This window comes from Streptomyces sp. NPDC059861, from assembly GCF_042731435.1.
In the GTDB taxonomy this organism is placed as follows: Bacteria; Actinomycetota; Actinomycetes; order Streptomycetales; family Streptomycetaceae; genus Streptomyces.
This window is the reverse complement of sequence record NZ_JBHWJQ010000001.1, coordinates 415,600-429,224: the sequence shown is the minus strand read 5'-3', so window position 1 is coordinate 429,224 and position 13,625 is coordinate 415,600. Positions and strand designations below refer to the sequence as shown.

Genomic DNA, 13,625 nt, shown 5'->3' with positions numbered 1-13,625 from the left:
GAATGAGCCGCCGCTCGATCGTTACAGCTGCCGGGTGATAAGCGGCCCCAGCCGCCGAGGCGGGGGGATTGAAGGGGCCTCACCCGCCAGCTTGCGCGAGGCGAATTCCGCGAGCTGCCGCGCCGCAACCTCTGGGAAGGGGTGCAGGTTCTTGCGGCCCGCCTTGCCATGCGGGTACCACGTCGTCACGCCGAGTATGACCGCCGGAGGACGCAGCCGGTACGGCATCCAACGCGGATGCCTAGGCGGCGCGGTGTCCGCCATCCGGTTACACGGCTGGCACAGGAAGCCGCGCACAAGGTCGGTCTCGTGGCAGTGGTCCAGGCGCAGCCCACTCGCCGTCTTCTCTGCGCCGCACCCCGCACAGCGGCCGTTCTGGAAGACACTGATCGCGTCGACCGGATCTACGGAGGTCACCGCCACGGCCAGCGACGGCTTCCACGAAGCGCATGCTGGCGGACGTGCCGCCGCACGCAGTGACTGCGTGCGGCGTTCCGCGCGCTCGCGCGCCGCCGAACTAGAGATGTTGAGCAAGCGCCCGTCGAGCACTGCTTGGTGCTCGTCATCCGTGAGGTGCAGGTCGCACCCGGCTCCCTCCCACAGAGCGACGTTCTGACACCACTGGTGCTCCTCGCGATCTGTGATCGGGGCACGACGACGGCGCCCACAGACCGGCGCCGGGGTACGGATTGAGGTCATCCCCGCAGCCTTGCACGTAGGTCTGACAGCGGGGTGCGGCGGACTTCAGAAAGCGTCAGAGCTTCGCCAGCCGCCGCCGGCTCCGGATCTTCTAGGGCCAACTGCCACACAGATTGGGCGACGGAGGAAGTGAGGCAGGCTCGGTGAAAAACGCGAGGACGTTAACGTCTGCCTAGTGGCCAGGCCCAGGCGGCAACACCACGTTGCCGTGAATAGCCGCCCGAGCGGCTACGAGAAACCGTGCCCTCGCCTCACCGTAGATACGACGTTCCCTGACAGGACGTTGCAAGGCGTCATGCATTGACACCGCCTCCGCATAGACCTCTTGAGGCCCCTCCAGCTGCAGCACGCGTAGCAGGGAGGTGAGTTCAGGATCTCGGACGGAGGTCCGGGTCATCTGTTCCACTGCTTCGGCTCGCCCAAGGAATTGGGCGTACGCCTGCCGACGCGCGTCCTGAAGCCGGGCGACTCGTTGCTCGTCTAGCGTCTGTTGCACGGTAGTTAGCACAGCAAGCGCCTGCTCGTCTCCGGCATAGCGCGCGGCAGCTGCCTGTCGGCGTCCCGCAAGAACGGTGAACCAGCCGGTCAAGGCACTGCCCGCAAGGGCTGAACCGGCGGCGATAAGAGCCAATAGAAGATCCCCCACGCTGCTCATTGTGCCCACCGTGCTGCCCCAGTGCTGCCTTTCCCTTCATCCCCGGCCGCGCCTGCCACGGCGCCGGACTCCCGCTCTCCGCGCTACCCCCGCTGCACTTCGTACGTCCACCCACGAGGGACGGGGTTACCTTCATCCAGGCGCAGTGCCTCGTACGCGTCGGTCACCAGCCGGAAGGCGGCGTCCTCAGCCAGCACAAGGTCAATTTCGTACGGGCCTACGGCGTAGAGGGGTCTGCGTTCGTCGTCGACGACCTTCCAGCTGAGTCCGCGGTTGAACTGTTCGGACAAAGCGTCGTCCGGCTTCCTGTTCTTGGGCGGAACTAGCGGCTGCTGAAGGCGTCCGACTCCCATGGCGTACTCGTCGAAGTGCTCGATCACGTCCCGCGCCTTCTTGCCGCCCGGGACAGCTTTGTCGAAGTCGGCCAACGCCTCGGTCAGCAACTGCTTCGCCTCCCCAGTTTTGAGGTGCGTACGGACCATTTCGACGCCTCGGAGCACGTGCCGAAGGGCCATCACGACGTAGGGGGCGTCAAGGATTGCGTGATCCGAGTTGTCCTCGGTGAGCATCCGGTGGATGTCGAGCGCGACCTTCCGATGTGCCATCCAGGCAGACGTGTGGCCGATGTTCGCCCCATGCTCAGTCGGTCGCCACTCCGTCACGGTCTCACCCATGCCTGCACTCCCTCCGCTCCATCAATAGAACAGGCCAGAGTACGGGGTTGACGGCGGTGGGGATCGGATTTTTCGCGACTGGACTCTCGTTCGCCTCACGGCGTAGCCGGAGAGCTGATGCATCGACGCGAGGCGGGAATGAAGAGGCGCCGCCGGCCTCGTGAAGAGGTTCGACCCCGGCGGCGCTGGTGTCCCCGGCGAGACGGAGACGCATTTAGCGTAACATCGGGAAGGTCACTGCTCCCACGCAGGACACTGCCTGCTCCGAGACAGGGCATTCTCATTAGAAGCATCAGGCCCCCATTTATCTAGAATTATCACTTAAGGGTGGGGGGTCCCTTATTTCCCCCTTCGTGGATTTGTTTCGCAATTCTCGATATCTCGCGAAAAGCAACCTGTGGGCGTGGATTCTCAATCCGTGGACCGTGTTTTTTGTCACGCGAATTACCTTTCTCTGGCGCGTATTTCGCTGGTATCCTGCGGAGATTTTTCCTAGACTGCTTCTAGCGCGAAAACGCGCGCCCGGATTCGACCCCGGGTAGCCCGGCGAGAGTAGAGACAGGGGATTTCCGGAGTGAGCACCGCACGCGCGGCTATTTCGCATGCCGAAAAATGCAGAGTTCCGGCATCCGCCTCGAAGTTGGCCAAACTGGCTGCTGAACAGGGGTGGAGTGCCGAGGAACGTTGGGAGGATGGCGCGTTCGTCCTCGACCTGTACGCCGTGACTGACGAGACCGGCGGGGAATCCACGTTTGAGCTGCACTGGACGAACGGTCGCTTCAACGCCAAGGAATCCGAAGGTGTGATTCCTGAACTCACGCTTAAGGGAGCGGGCGAGTTTCTGGCGGAGACACCGGCCGTCGAGGTTGAATGTGAATTGTGCGACCCGGAGAGGGGAAAGGTCTGCCACGAGCACGCCGTGACTGGCACGTTCGATGCTCGGTTCGGCGGATGGGGCGCGTATGACACCGCGATTACCAACGGGCGCGAATACGTGACCAAGGCGAACGTGACGCGTAACTACGACCTCGTTGATTGGGAGGACGGACCGGATTTCTCCGAATACTGGATGCCGGGATATTCGGAGCGGTACGCCACGGGTCAGATGACGCTTCAGGAAGTGGTGCCGCTGTCTGTGCGCAACCGGGCGTTGCCGGTGGTTCCGGTGCCGGACATGGTGGGGGACTGCCACATGCCCGATGCGGAAGGGTGGGACGACCGATGCGAGTCGTACGGCGTGCGCCTGTACAAGGTGTCCGGCCGTCTGATGTGCGCGCTGCACGTTGAGGCAGAGACCGGCATTGCGGCCCGAGAGCTGGATGCTCCGTCGTTCGACGAGGAAGAGCAGCGGTACGCCGAAGACTGCAAGGAGGACGCGCGGCGTACGCGGATCTTCCGTGAGGCGGAGGCGTGGGCCGAGGAAAAGGAAGGGGCCGGTCACCAGGTCCCGGCGCGTGGGTTCGAGGAGTGGTGCGAGGACAACCACACCGGCGGCGACTTCCTTGCCTCGTTCCGGGCGTGGCTGACGGTCAAGGGTTGGCAGTCCGAGGAGTGGGCCCAGTGGGCGTTCGCTGAGCATGCTGCCTCGGAGCCGGAGCCGGAGCCGGAGCCGGAGCCGGAGCCGGAGCCGGAGCCTGCGGCGGCGCTGGGCGACGACGACCAGGACGGCGAGCCAGAGGACGGCCACAAGCCGCGCGGGGAGATCGTGGAATTCCACGGACACCGGTACGACGTGTTCGGGTGGGGCCACGACAATCCGGAGGCGTGGGGCGGAAAGCGCGGCTGCTGGGGGTGGAAGCGGCTACCGATCACGCAGACTTCCGCGAGCCTTTTCCACTCCAACGGCGGGGAGGGCGTGGAGACGCGCGAGAAGGCCGTAATGCTCGCGCGTGAGGACGCGGAACGGCAGAAGCGAGTACGGGATCTGACGGCCGCGTACGGGCCGCATGTGGGACCGGTGCCGCTGACGCTGGAACCGGTGGTTCAGGAGATCGGGCCCGGATATGAGCGAGTGTTCCACTTCGGCTGGGAATTCCGGCTGATCCAGCACGGGAAGAAGTGGTTCCAAGTCACCGGCGCCACCGGCGAGTTCCTACATGGCCCGATGGCGCTGCTGACACGTGAGGCGGCCCTGTCGAACATCGAGTCCTTCGGCTTCCGGTCGGTGTCAGATGAGCTGCTGCGGTTCGTGCGCTGGCACGACGAGACGCGCGTTCACTGCGTCATGTGCGAGCCCGGCTTTGCCTGGGGGCGCGGCAAGTCCCGCAAGGCGGTGGTCGACGTCGCGGGTGTCGGTGAGGTCTTCGTCTGTGACGGTGCCTTCCACCTTGGCCTGCTGAAGCTGCAGATCCCGGGGGAGCCTGTGCCGGAGGAGGCCGCGCAGAGGGGGAAGCACGAGGAGCAGACCGAGGCCTTGAAGCCTGGCGGGACGGTGGCCAAGGGAAGGGGGCCGAGGGTCGGCGACATAACGTTCAGCGGAAAGAAGGGCGCAGAGCGGACCGAACTGCTCGGGCACGTCTACGCCGTCACGATGCTGGCTGGTACGTACACCGTGGAGCACCGCGAGAGCGGTGAGCGCATCGTTCAGGGAGAGAAGTCCCGTCCGGCCATGAAGCGCGCGATCCTGGCGGACGCCGTGGCGCGTGGAGCTGTCGAGGCTGCCGACCAGAAGCCGGAGCTGGTGGCCGAGGACGGCAAACAGAAGCGGCCGCAAGACCCTTGGGCTCCATTCAGCGCGGGCGACCTGGTGACGGTGGACGAGGTCCCCGGCGAGTGGGAATTGGTCTGCCACGCCCAGATAAACGGCGTGTGGCAGGCCGTGTTGATAGGGGATACCGAGAGGCGCCAGGAGTTTCGTACGCGAGACCTTGCGCTAGAGGTACCTGCTGCGGAGGTGTGGCGGCCGGAGCAAGAGGAGCGGCAACCGGAAGGCCTGGAACTGGACGCCGAGTCGCTGGCGGAGTGGCTGGACAGCCTGAGCGCAGCGGAGCGCGAGGAGTTGGCCGGGCTGTTTCCGGCGCGCTGGCTCTACCCGCCGATGGTTGATGACGCCCCGCGGGTGCTCAACCTGTTCTGTGGCTGCGGCGGAACGTGCGTGGGGCTGCGTGGTGTGTTGGGTGTCGAAGTCGACATGGTGTGCGTCGACACCAACGCGGACGCCGTTGCGACGCAGCGCGCGGCGGGGTGCACGGCGATTCAGGCTGACGTGACGACGCTGGACCCGACGCACCCGGCGCTGCGCTACACGCGCGGCCTGATCGTGACACCCCCCTGCATTGACTACACGCAGGCCGGTAAGGGGCTGGGCACCTGGCGGAGAACATCGAGATTCTCTGTGAGGCTTTCGAGGACGCACGCCGGGCCGGTGGGGTGATCCCGCTTGCCGGTGTGCCGGGGGCATTCACCTCGTACGCCTCGCCGGACGGCCGGTCGTGGGCGCAGGTGCGCGAGGCACTGGAGGGCTACACCGGCAAGACCGGCGGCCTGATGCTCGAAGTGGCAATTTGGTCACTGGGCTTGCAGCTTGGCGGGGCTCCACTGGAGTGGGTGGCCGTCGAGCAGTCGTCGAAGCTGCCGGAGGAGATCCGCCGTGAGGTGTGGGTGGACTTCCAGCTCGCCGGGTGGGGCATGGCTGAGTGGACGGTGCGGGATGCTGCGGACAACGGTTCTCCCTCGCACCGTGTCCGGTCGCTTCTCGTGGCCCGGCGGGATGGTGACTCCGGGGTGAGCCTGGAGACCTCGCGTGAGCTGGTGACGTGGGCCAGCGACGCGACACGACGCCCGGCGGATCGGGAGGTCATCACCCGCGGCGAGCGGAAGACGTCCGGTGGGAACGCCTACCGTATGGGCCGGGTCATCCCTGCCGTCACGGGCAAGATCCGGTCCGTGGACGTCGGAGAGAAGGGCGGCCGGTTCACGATCGCCGAGGTGGCAAAGCTGGTCACGATGCCGCCGACGCACCCCGTACAAGGGTCGCGCACCGCGCAGTGCCAGCAACTCGGCGACGTGGTGGCGCCGGTGATGGCGTGCGCTCTGTTGGGCGTGGCGCTGGGCGTGGAGTGGATGCCGCACCTCAGCCGCTACCTGGGAGAGCTGTACCCGGAGGCTCATGGCCAGGCGGAGTCTGCCGACACAGCAGAGAATTCCGGCGGGGACTCGCCGGCTGAGCGTGCCCCGGAAACTCCGGCGGCGGACACGGAACAGGAGCCGCGGACAGTCATCTGCGGACCGGCCGTCTACGCGCTGACCGTTCCCGCTCGGGTGGATGAGCGAGGCGCAGTCGCCCGCATCAGGGACCTTGCCGCCCGGGTCAATGTCCAGCACCAGGACGCGCCAGAACCGGCCCTCGCCGACCCGTTCGAGGAGCTGCGCCGGGAGGCTGCGGAACTGCGGCGGGACGTCGAGGAGTGGGCGGCCGATGTGGCGGCAATGGCCGTTGCCGAGGCCGAGCGGATCGTACGAGCCGCGGAACAGGAGTTGGCGGAGTTGCGCGGGCTGGAACTGGAGCTGATGAGTAGGGAAGCTGCGGCCGTCCGGGATGCGTTGGAATGGGCACCAGTGGCCTTGCCGCATCGGGCGCGGCCCTGGGTAACGGTGTGGACAACGGCGGCATCCTGGGCGGTGTTCTGGTCGGCCGCGTGGCACGAATCCCTCGCGGTCGTCCGACCAGTGAGGTAGCTGCCGACGGCGTGTGCCTGGGCCGCGAGAGCGTCAACGTTTTGGCCCTTGCGTGCTGCTCCTGGTGCTCGGCGTCGGCCCGCGAAAATTCGTGGGTCTGTTCGCCGGCCTCCGGGACGCGACAGAAACGGCACTGCCCACGGCAGCGGCGCACGAAGCACGGAGTGGCACGCCGACCCGTCGCCTGAAGCTCAGTCCTCCTGTGCTTCCTCGATTGGCAGTTCACCGGTAGCGAGCGATGCCTAAAGGGGGCGCGCTGTCGAATCGGCGGCGCTATGAGGAGGAGCCGGGCGACCGCATCGGGTGCGTCAACCGGTGAGGTCTGATGTGTCGTTGGGATCCGTGGACTCCGGATAACGTCACATATCCGGGGTCCAGGATCCGACAGATTCAGAAAAGGGGTACCACGTGACGGATATGGATGCAGTGCGCATCCTGCCGGATCTAGAAGTTGCGACCGGCGCACCCATGTTGCCCGCGCAGTTCTCACCCGAAGTCCGGGCGCAGCTCGCGCAGATCGACGAAGCGGCTACTCGACACGTCGAGGACAACCGGCCCGAGAAGACCCGCAAGGGATACGAAGCAGACTGGAGTGCCTGGGAACGGTTCGCAACGGAGGCGGGGCTGCCGGTCCTCGCGGTGACCACTGGAACCCTGGTGCTCTTCGTCGAATGGTGCTGGATTCAGCCCGGCCGCTCCGCCGGAACCTTCCTCGCACCCAACACCATCGACCGCCGTCTGTCCGGCGTCGTCGTCTCCGGCCGCCGACAGCACAAGCTGCCCCTTCCTGCGGATATTGCCGAGGAAGCCCGCGCCCTACTGAAGGCGAAGGTCAAGGAGATGGAGAAGGCGGGGGAGCAACGCGGGCGGGGACAGGCTCCGGCTCTGCTCGTACGGCACATGCAACGCGTCGCCGCCGCCCTGCCCGACAATCTCGCAGGCATCCGCAACCTGTCCATCATGACCATGCACTTCGCGGTGGCCGGTCGCGAGCACGAATTGGCGTGGCTGCGAGAGCGAGACATCCAGGAGGACCCCGAGGACCGCGGGCTCATCGTCGACATCCGCGTCTCCAAGGTCGCGCCGCGCGAAGTCGTCGTTCCGTACGGCTCCCGAGCCTCAATCTGCCCCGTGCGCGCCTGGCGAAAGTGGAAGCAGGTGGCCGGCTTGGACGAGGCCGACGGGTTCGCGTACCGCCGCCTGCATTCCCGCTGGCACACGGTGATGAGCGCAGGACTCTCCCCGGAAGCCGTCGGCGACGTCATCACCAAGTGCGGCGAGCTGGGCGAGTTGGAAATCCGTCCGACCGGACACAGCCCGCGCCGTGGCCTGGTCACCGAGTCCCAACGCGCAGGCAACGACCCCCGCCAGGCCGAGAAGCAAGGTGGCTGGGCACGCGGCAGCAAGGCCATGGCGGGTTACCGCGAAGACGACGACCGATGGGAGGAGAACGCGCTGCACGGTGTCCTGTAGCCCGAAAAGAGCGAGGCCCGGTGGTAACGACACCGGGCCTCGCGAGACAAGAACCCCACCCGATCCATTGAGTAGGAGAACTCCGTGAGCATCATCGCACGCCTGCGTACAGCCCTCCGGCGCCGTCTGCGCCACGCAGACACCCTCGACGACGCCCCCACTCCCGAGGAAACCGCCCAAGTCGTTGCCGAGGCCGATGCCTCTACCGCGAGTCTGCCCACCGGCCGTGCCTGGAAGAAGCGCGGACTCCCCAGCGCCGAGGAAACCGAGCACGCCGTACTGCTGCGTCAGCAGGCGCGGGACCTCGGCAACGCTGGGGCTCGCCTCCAGCGCCGCACCGACGCCCTATTGAAGCGCGCACAACCGGGCGTGTACGCGGGCAAGTTGCTGAGCATCGAGACTGGACGGCTCAAGGAGTACCGAGTCGGGGACCTCCTCGAAATCATCGAACGGCACGGCCTGGACGACGAACTCCCGCCGCGCGAGCAGGCGGAGGACCTGGTACGCCTCGTCGATGCCCCCGCCGAGGATCACGCGGTGATCGAACCGGACTGGGTCACCGAAATTTTCAGCGGCTACCGGCCGGCTGCCCTCGCCGCTTGACGCGGGACGGAGCGCCCGCGCTTTTCGGAGCGGGGGCGTTTCCATTTGGGGAGGATTTTTTAGAGAAACGGACGTCGCGCGAAACGACACTGCCTGAAAATCATTCTCCCGAGGTAGTGCATCCTCCCTGGCTCCAGCTTGAAAGATGCGTGGACCTAGTTACCCCGTCCGCAATTTCATGCCGAAGGGGCGCCACAGTCCGACTGGGCCAGGGTGCGGATACTGTGAGCACCCTTGAATCTCAACGGCGTGAAGCCTGGCAGAGCTGCGCCACGACGGTGTTGCCGGTATACATGCACTTCTCCCTAGTGGTGGTCCGTGCCTTCGGCCCCCGAATTTTGGCCTCCCGTTCTGTCGGTTACCTGCGCCGAAATTTCGGGGGAGATTCTGGAAGCATGAATCCAGTGACGCAGCCCCTCATCTTCGTGCCGAATCACCAGAATGGCGTTCCGGCGCGTCTGCACTATCCGGTAGACGCCGACCCCGCCCCGCTCGTCGGGCAGTTTCCGTCCGGCTTCTTCACCTATGACGACATCGCCGGGTGCCCCACGTTCGCTGCGCACCGCGTGACGGACGTCGTCAACGCCCTGCACAAGGATTGGCCGCGCGTCGATCTCAGCTACGGGCGGTACGAGTCCGAGCCGGAGTCGAGCACGACGGTTACGCGCCCCAAGAGCGCCCGGCCGAAGGACTGGAAGAGCATGGGGCCTCGCATCCCCCAGAGCCTTTCGTAAGGCAGTCGCAATCGAAGAGTGGACCGGCATGGAGGGCAGGTGGTCGGCGTTGTCGAGAACCTGCCCGCCGCCCAGGCCCTTCTGTACCCGCCGCCGCCCGAGCGGGCGAAGCCTGCCGAGTGGGACCGGCCTGCGATGGGCAAGGGCCGGGGCCGACAGCGAAAGCCGACCTCGGGGGAGGAGCGGGACCAGCAGGCGGCCCAGCGCCCGACGGTGGTCACGGCGCATCAGCGTCGCTCGGCGAAGGCCCCGCTGCGGAGGCAGGCAGTCGCCAGCCGGGCGTAAGCGGTCGTGATCGCCAACTGGGCCAGACCGGCGGTACCTTCAGCAGCTCGGTGTCGAGTACGGGGAAGGGGAGGGGCAGCATGTCGAGGGGCAAGCAGATGTTGCGCGAGCTCGGCCACGCAGTACGAGAGGTGGCCAAAGAGGGGGCCGAGGAGAGCGCACGCGCCTATTACTTCAGTGTGTACGATCGCGGCTTCAACGAGGCGGCCCAGACCTGCCTGGGCGTCCTGTCCGATGCCACGGAAGAGTTGTTGGCGAGGATGAAGTCCGGAAGCCTGTCCAAGCAAGAACAGGCGCTGTACGCGCGGCTGACTGAACTGACGGCTGAAATGGACGAACGTCTCCGGAACGCCTGCCAAAAAGAGCCGACAGGAGACGCCCTGCCGCAGCCGTCCGGCGCCCGATCCGGCCAGCCAACAAGACTGTCCTGAGGATCACTTCTGAGGATCGGCCCCGTACGTCACGACGTCCGGCACACCGAGAGCCATGCCGGTGATGCAGCCCTTGTTCCATGCGTCGCGCTCGTCGCCATCCAGGCCGCCAGGGAGCGCGTCTGCGCACTCCCGCTGTCCCACGGAGGCGGGGTACCGGGTGTCGGAGCCGCCGGGGCGGGTGCACATGTCCTGCCGGGCGGCCACCTCCCCGCCGGTCGTGCAGTACGTGAAGTTGGTGTCGAGGACGCGCTTCGCGTAGTCCGTCGCCGTCTGCTCGCCGAACCGGTAGCCGTCCCAGTACCTCGCGGCCTTGTCCTCCTCGGTGGTGCAGCCGGCCAGCGCGAGAGCGGCGAGGGCGAGCAGTATGAAGGTGCGTCGCATGCGCCGGAGCATACGAGAAGTACCCCGTCCCCCGCAGGGGGCCGGGGTACCTGCCAGACTGCCAAGTCGTACTCGTCGGGGCAGGGTTCCTCGGTCCACAGGTCGTCGTAGTGTCCTGCACCCAGCCCACGAAATTCCGCACCCCGTAAACACAGAGTCCCCATCAGCGAACCGACGAGGACTCATGAACGATCGGGGCTAGAGGTACGGCCGGTTCCGGTTCCCGAATCTCTCAAGTTCATCAAATTGCGGTTGGCTTCGCGGAGTTCAGCCGATCACAGACCTCATGCAGACAACGCAGACGATACGCAAGCAGGTCGACGACCGCCTACGGCGCTGGTGCGCCCCCGCTGGCCTCCTCCTCAACACCTACGGCAACAACCTCTCCAAAGCAGGCGAGAACAAGGCCCTCGGCACCCTCCTCTTTGTCCTCGGCCTGGCGATGGCGCTCTACGGCGTGCCGTGGTGGAAGCGCGAGGTGTTCACGGCGCGCTGGTGGCATGACTCGGAGAAGGTGAAGACCTTCCTGTGGGCCGCGGGCCCCAGCGCCGTCATCCTCACCTACTGGAACCGACCTGAGATCTGGCAGTCGCCCGGGGATGAAAGGTTGACGTATTCCATGCTCCGGTGGGCACTGTTGGGTACATGGTTGGCGATGGCCGCTGGCGGCCAGGAGCGAGATCCCGAAAACTTCCCGATCGAAAAACTCCCTAAACGTATAGAGCGCGCAACTCACGACCGGATATGGTCCAACCTCGCTGGCCTCGGCGTCGCCGTGGTCCTGATAAGCGAGCAGTTCTTCGCCACTTACAAGGCTCCGGTCATCTCCACCAGCCTGACCCTCGCGGCGGGCGCGATCGTGCTTCTACATAAGACGCACACAAGGGTGCGCAAGTTGTGCACCAAGACCCACACCGACGTACAAGCCCTGCTCAGGGACCTCGACGACCTGGCCAAGGCCGAGCGCGACGGCATCGACAAGACCGACGCGGCGCTCAGGAGCTGGGACGCGCTCCACCTGGACTTGCGTGCCGGGATCGACACTGGATACCCGGTGGGGATGCCATTCCTACCCGCCAGCACCCTCCAGGCGCTGGAGACGAAGATCCTGGCCGCGATTCGGTCCGGCCCCGTTACCCCGGACGCCATCGACGCGGCGGGCGAGGAGCTGCGCGCCCTCCAGGCCGCTTGCGCTGACCATCTCGACCCCTTGGCCTGACCCCCGCCCCCGGGGCACACACTCACATGGAGCGCGGGGTCGTCCCAGGGTGGGGAACGGGAGCCGGTCTGGGAAGGGCCTGAGCGCGAGTTGGGAAACTCAGAGAGCCTCATCACAGTGGGTGCAGGCGGCGCAAGTGAGGCCTCGGCGCCGATCCCCTGCTATACGGCGTGAGGGCTCAGACATACACCAGGGGATCGGGGCAGCGCCCGGTACCGTCCTCGAATTGCCAGCCGAGCACGGCCGGATGGATTCCCTGCATGTCGGGTTCGATGGCGACGGCGGAATGGGTCCAGCCGGGCCGGAACCCGTCCTCCTCGCCGAGTTCCACCAACTCGTGAACGATGGGCGGAATCTGATTTCCTGGCTCATGCCGCGTCGTTGACTTCTGAACGTCAACCTTGGTGTCACCGAGACGCCAACGCATAAGGGCCTCCTTGAATAGGTGCTATCCCTAGTATCGACCGCGAAAAATCACAGTGCACCATAAGAGGGGGCCATTTCGAATCAAGGAGCTTTCCATGACCGACCAGACGCGTATCGACCCTGCCGACAACGACGTTTGTTTCCCGCCCTCGCTCGCCGACCTGCGGCGTCAGGCACACGCAGTGGCAATCCAGCGGTATCACAACAGCAAGACGCGCGACCGTGGAATGGGTGCTGCCGAGATGCCCCGCCGGCCGGTTTCCTCAGACGCGCCGAAGTCCGCTTACAGCGACGTGGTGTGAGCCGTGTACGCCGCCACCCGCCCTCCGCCGCCGCCGGAGTATGCCGCGTCGTATCGCACGCTGCGTGAGAGGTATGGGCCGCCGTCAGCGTACGAACTATCGGGAGCGCGCACGCCACCCGGTGTCTCGGCCTATCCGAAGCCGCCGAGCGGCTGTTACTGGGCTTCCGGAGTGCTGTGGTGGCAGATCACCAGCGGGACAGTGCTGCTTCGTGCTCTCGACACCGAGCGGGCGCACAACGGGCACCGATGGGTTCGGACGGTCCGCGCCAACCTCTACCTGTCCGACGGCACCGAGCTGGACGCGGTGGGCCTGCCCAGCAGCAGCCTGAGTCGCGACGTCGAGCCCCTACGGGAGTGGACGCCCCTGCGCATCATCCGCGATGGTCTGCGCCGACCCTGGCGCGCCGTAACGGTTCCGGCCAGCGGCGGGACGGCGTGGCACGAACTTGCGGAGCAGCTCAACGAGAGGGGCCCATGACGCACGAAGCCCCCGCTGCTGGTCTTCCGGGGTGCCCCGCTGCGGCCACGGCCACCCCATCGGCCGGAGTCCATGGGCTGCAAGAACGTCGCCGAGAGACGGACGTACCCCTTGTTCGGGCGCATATCAGTTGCCCCCTCGATCCCTGGCCGATCCCATTCCGCGCATGTCCCCTCTGCTGGTGTTTCTGACACCGCTACCGGTTTACGAGAGCGCCAGTAGAGGGGCGACTCCACACACCACTGAGGTGCTGAACATGAAACTGACGAAAATCCTGCACCGGCGCCGCCCCGAGGCAGAGCCGGTTATCGACGTGTCCACGCCCGAGGCGCAGCGCGCATACCTAGACCTCCTGGAAGCGAAGGAACGGGGTAGCCGGACGATGCGCCCTGTCGTGGACTTCTCCCGTCCGCCGGAGCCACCGCCCATCCGTTCGCGGTGGCGGGAGCGGCCCTACCCGGACCCGTCGATGATGACGTTCCAGGTCGTACGCAAGTCGTCGCCGACCGCGCCAAAGCCCTCGCAGGTCATCCCGGACGTGGTGGACTGAGCATGGGACTGCACCAAGGGCGCAAGCGCCGTC

At 66.2% G+C, this 13,625-nt stretch carries 15 protein-coding genes; 11 read left to right on the top strand and 4 right to left on the bottom strand.

Annotated features, from left to right (window positions below):
* Positions 1-21: 21 nt before the first annotated feature.
* Positions 22-699: an endonuclease domain-containing protein gene (locus ACFV6X_RS01840; protein ID WP_385376115.1), complete on the bottom strand. Its 678-nt coding sequence runs from the start codon at positions 697-699 to the stop codon at positions 22-24.
* A 738-nt stretch (positions 700-1,437) separates the two neighbouring features.
* Positions 1,438-2,028, bottom strand: a complete 591-nt coding sequence (locus tag ACFV6X_RS01835) for a hypothetical protein (protein WP_385376113.1) — start codon at positions 2,026-2,028, stop codon at positions 1,438-1,440.
* Between the two features lie 574 nt (positions 2,029-2,602).
* Here ACFV6X_RS01835 and ACFV6X_RS01830 point away from each other — a divergent pair.
* The 7 genes from ACFV6X_RS01830 (at position 2,603) to ACFV6X_RS01800 (ending at position 10,231) form a co-directional block, all read left to right on the top strand.
* Positions 2,603-5,401, top strand: coding sequence for a hypothetical protein (locus ACFV6X_RS01830; RefSeq protein ID WP_385376110.1), 2,799 nt, complete (start codon positions 2,603-2,605; stop codon positions 5,399-5,401).
* Positions 5,398-6,705, top strand: a complete 1,308-nt coding sequence (locus ACFV6X_RS01825) for a hypothetical protein (RefSeq protein WP_385376107.1) — start codon at positions 5,398-5,400, stop codon at positions 6,703-6,705. Before ACFV6X_RS01830 ends, ACFV6X_RS01825 begins: the two co-directional genes overlap by 4 nt.
* A gap of 417 nt (positions 6,706-7,122) precedes the next feature.
* Positions 7,123-8,178 (top strand): integrase, encoded by a 1,056-nt coding sequence (locus ACFV6X_RS01820; protein ID WP_385376280.1) that lies wholly within the window; start codon positions 7,123-7,125, stop codon positions 8,176-8,178.
* Between the two features lie 84 nt (positions 8,179-8,262).
* Positions 8,263-8,781 carry a hypothetical protein gene (locus ACFV6X_RS01815; RefSeq protein ID WP_385376104.1) on the top strand — a complete coding sequence of 173 codons (519 nt, stop codon included), beginning with the start codon at positions 8,263-8,265 and terminating at the stop codon, positions 8,779-8,781.
* Between the two features lie 395 nt (positions 8,782-9,176).
* A complete protein-coding gene (locus tag ACFV6X_RS01810; protein WP_385376101.1) occupies positions 9,177-9,515 on the top strand; it encodes a hypothetical protein in 339 nt (112 codons plus the stop codon).
* 39 nt (positions 9,516-9,554) lie between these two features.
* Positions 9,555-9,800, top strand: coding sequence for a DUF6087 family protein (locus ACFV6X_RS01805; RefSeq protein ID WP_385376098.1), 246 nt, complete (start codon positions 9,555-9,557; stop codon positions 9,798-9,800).
* Positions 9,801-9,880: 80 nt separating this feature from the next.
* On the top strand, positions 9,881-10,231 hold the full coding sequence (locus ACFV6X_RS01800) for a hypothetical protein (protein ID WP_385376095.1): 351 nt from the start codon (positions 9,881-9,883) through the stop codon (positions 10,229-10,231).
* Positions 10,232-10,234: 3 nt separating this feature from the next.
* Here the strand turns inward: ACFV6X_RS01800 and ACFV6X_RS01795 are convergent, their stop codons facing one another.
* Complete coding sequence (locus tag ACFV6X_RS01795; protein ID WP_385376092.1) at positions 10,235-10,615, bottom strand: hypothetical protein; 381 nt, start codon at positions 10,613-10,615, stop codon at positions 10,235-10,237.
* A 286-nt stretch (positions 10,616-10,901) separates the two neighbouring features.
* Here ACFV6X_RS01795 and ACFV6X_RS01790 point away from each other — a divergent pair, with 286 nt between their 5' ends.
* Positions 10,902-11,834 carry a hypothetical protein gene (locus ACFV6X_RS01790; protein ID WP_385376089.1) on the top strand — a complete coding sequence of 311 codons (933 nt, stop codon included), beginning with the start codon at positions 10,902-10,904 and terminating at the stop codon, positions 11,832-11,834.
* A 178-nt stretch (positions 11,835-12,012) separates the two neighbouring features.
* Here ACFV6X_RS01790 and ACFV6X_RS01785 read toward each other — a convergent pair whose 3' ends face one another.
* Positions 12,013-12,261: a hypothetical protein gene (locus ACFV6X_RS01785; RefSeq protein ID WP_385376086.1), complete on the bottom strand. Its 249-nt coding sequence runs from the start codon at positions 12,259-12,261 to the stop codon at positions 12,013-12,015.
* Positions 12,262-12,355: 94 nt separating this feature from the next.
* Here ACFV6X_RS01785 and ACFV6X_RS01780 point away from each other — a divergent pair, with 94 nt between their 5' ends.
* From ACFV6X_RS01780 to ACFV6X_RS01770, 3 genes are all read left to right on the top strand, one after another.
* Entirely contained in the window at positions 12,356-12,562 is a 207-nt protein-coding gene (locus ACFV6X_RS01780) for a hypothetical protein (protein ID WP_385376083.1), read from the top strand.
* Between the two features lie 201 nt (positions 12,563-12,763).
* Complete coding sequence (locus ACFV6X_RS01775; RefSeq protein ID WP_385376080.1) at positions 12,764-13,042, top strand: hypothetical protein; 279 nt, start codon at positions 12,764-12,766, stop codon at positions 13,040-13,042.
* A 256-nt stretch (positions 13,043-13,298) separates the two neighbouring features.
* Entirely contained in the window at positions 13,299-13,592 is a 294-nt protein-coding gene (locus ACFV6X_RS01770; RefSeq protein WP_385376077.1) for a hypothetical protein, read from the top strand.
* Positions 13,593-13,625: the final 33 nt, after the last annotated feature.

Bases quoted from the DNA above. Each gene is read 5' to 3' on its own strand.
- ACFV6X_RS01770 (WP_385376077.1), top strand. From the start codon at position 13,299: ATGAAACTGACGAAAATCCTGCACCGGCGCCGCCCCGAGGCAGAGCCG.
- ACFV6X_RS01795 (WP_385376092.1), bottom strand. From the start codon at position 10,615: ATGCGACGCACCTTCATACTGCTCGCCCTCGCCGCTCTCGCGCTGGCC.
- ACFV6X_RS01840 (WP_385376115.1), bottom strand. From the start codon at position 699: ATGACCTCAATCCGTACCCCGGCGCCGGTCTGTGGGCGCCGTCGTCGT.
- ACFV6X_RS01835 (WP_385376113.1), bottom strand. From the start codon at position 2,028: ATGGGTGAGACCGTGACGGAGTGGCGACCGACTGAGCATGGGGCGAAC.
- ACFV6X_RS01810 (WP_385376101.1), top strand. From the start codon at position 9,177: ATGAATCCAGTGACGCAGCCCCTCATCTTCGTGCCGAATCACCAGAAT.
- ACFV6X_RS01785 (WP_385376086.1), bottom strand. From the start codon at position 12,261: ATGCGTTGGCGTCTCGGTGACACCAAGGTTGACGTTCAGAAGTCAACG.
- ACFV6X_RS01820 (WP_385376280.1), top strand. From the start codon at position 7,123: ATGGATGCAGTGCGCATCCTGCCGGATCTAGAAGTTGCGACCGGCGCA.
- ACFV6X_RS01800 (WP_385376095.1), top strand. From the start codon at position 9,881: ATGTCGAGGGGCAAGCAGATGTTGCGCGAGCTCGGCCACGCAGTACGA.
- ACFV6X_RS01790 (WP_385376089.1), top strand. From the start codon at position 10,902: ATGCAGACAACGCAGACGATACGCAAGCAGGTCGACGACCGCCTACGG.
- ACFV6X_RS01780 (WP_385376083.1), top strand. From the start codon at position 12,356: ATGACCGACCAGACGCGTATCGACCCTGCCGACAACGACGTTTGTTTC.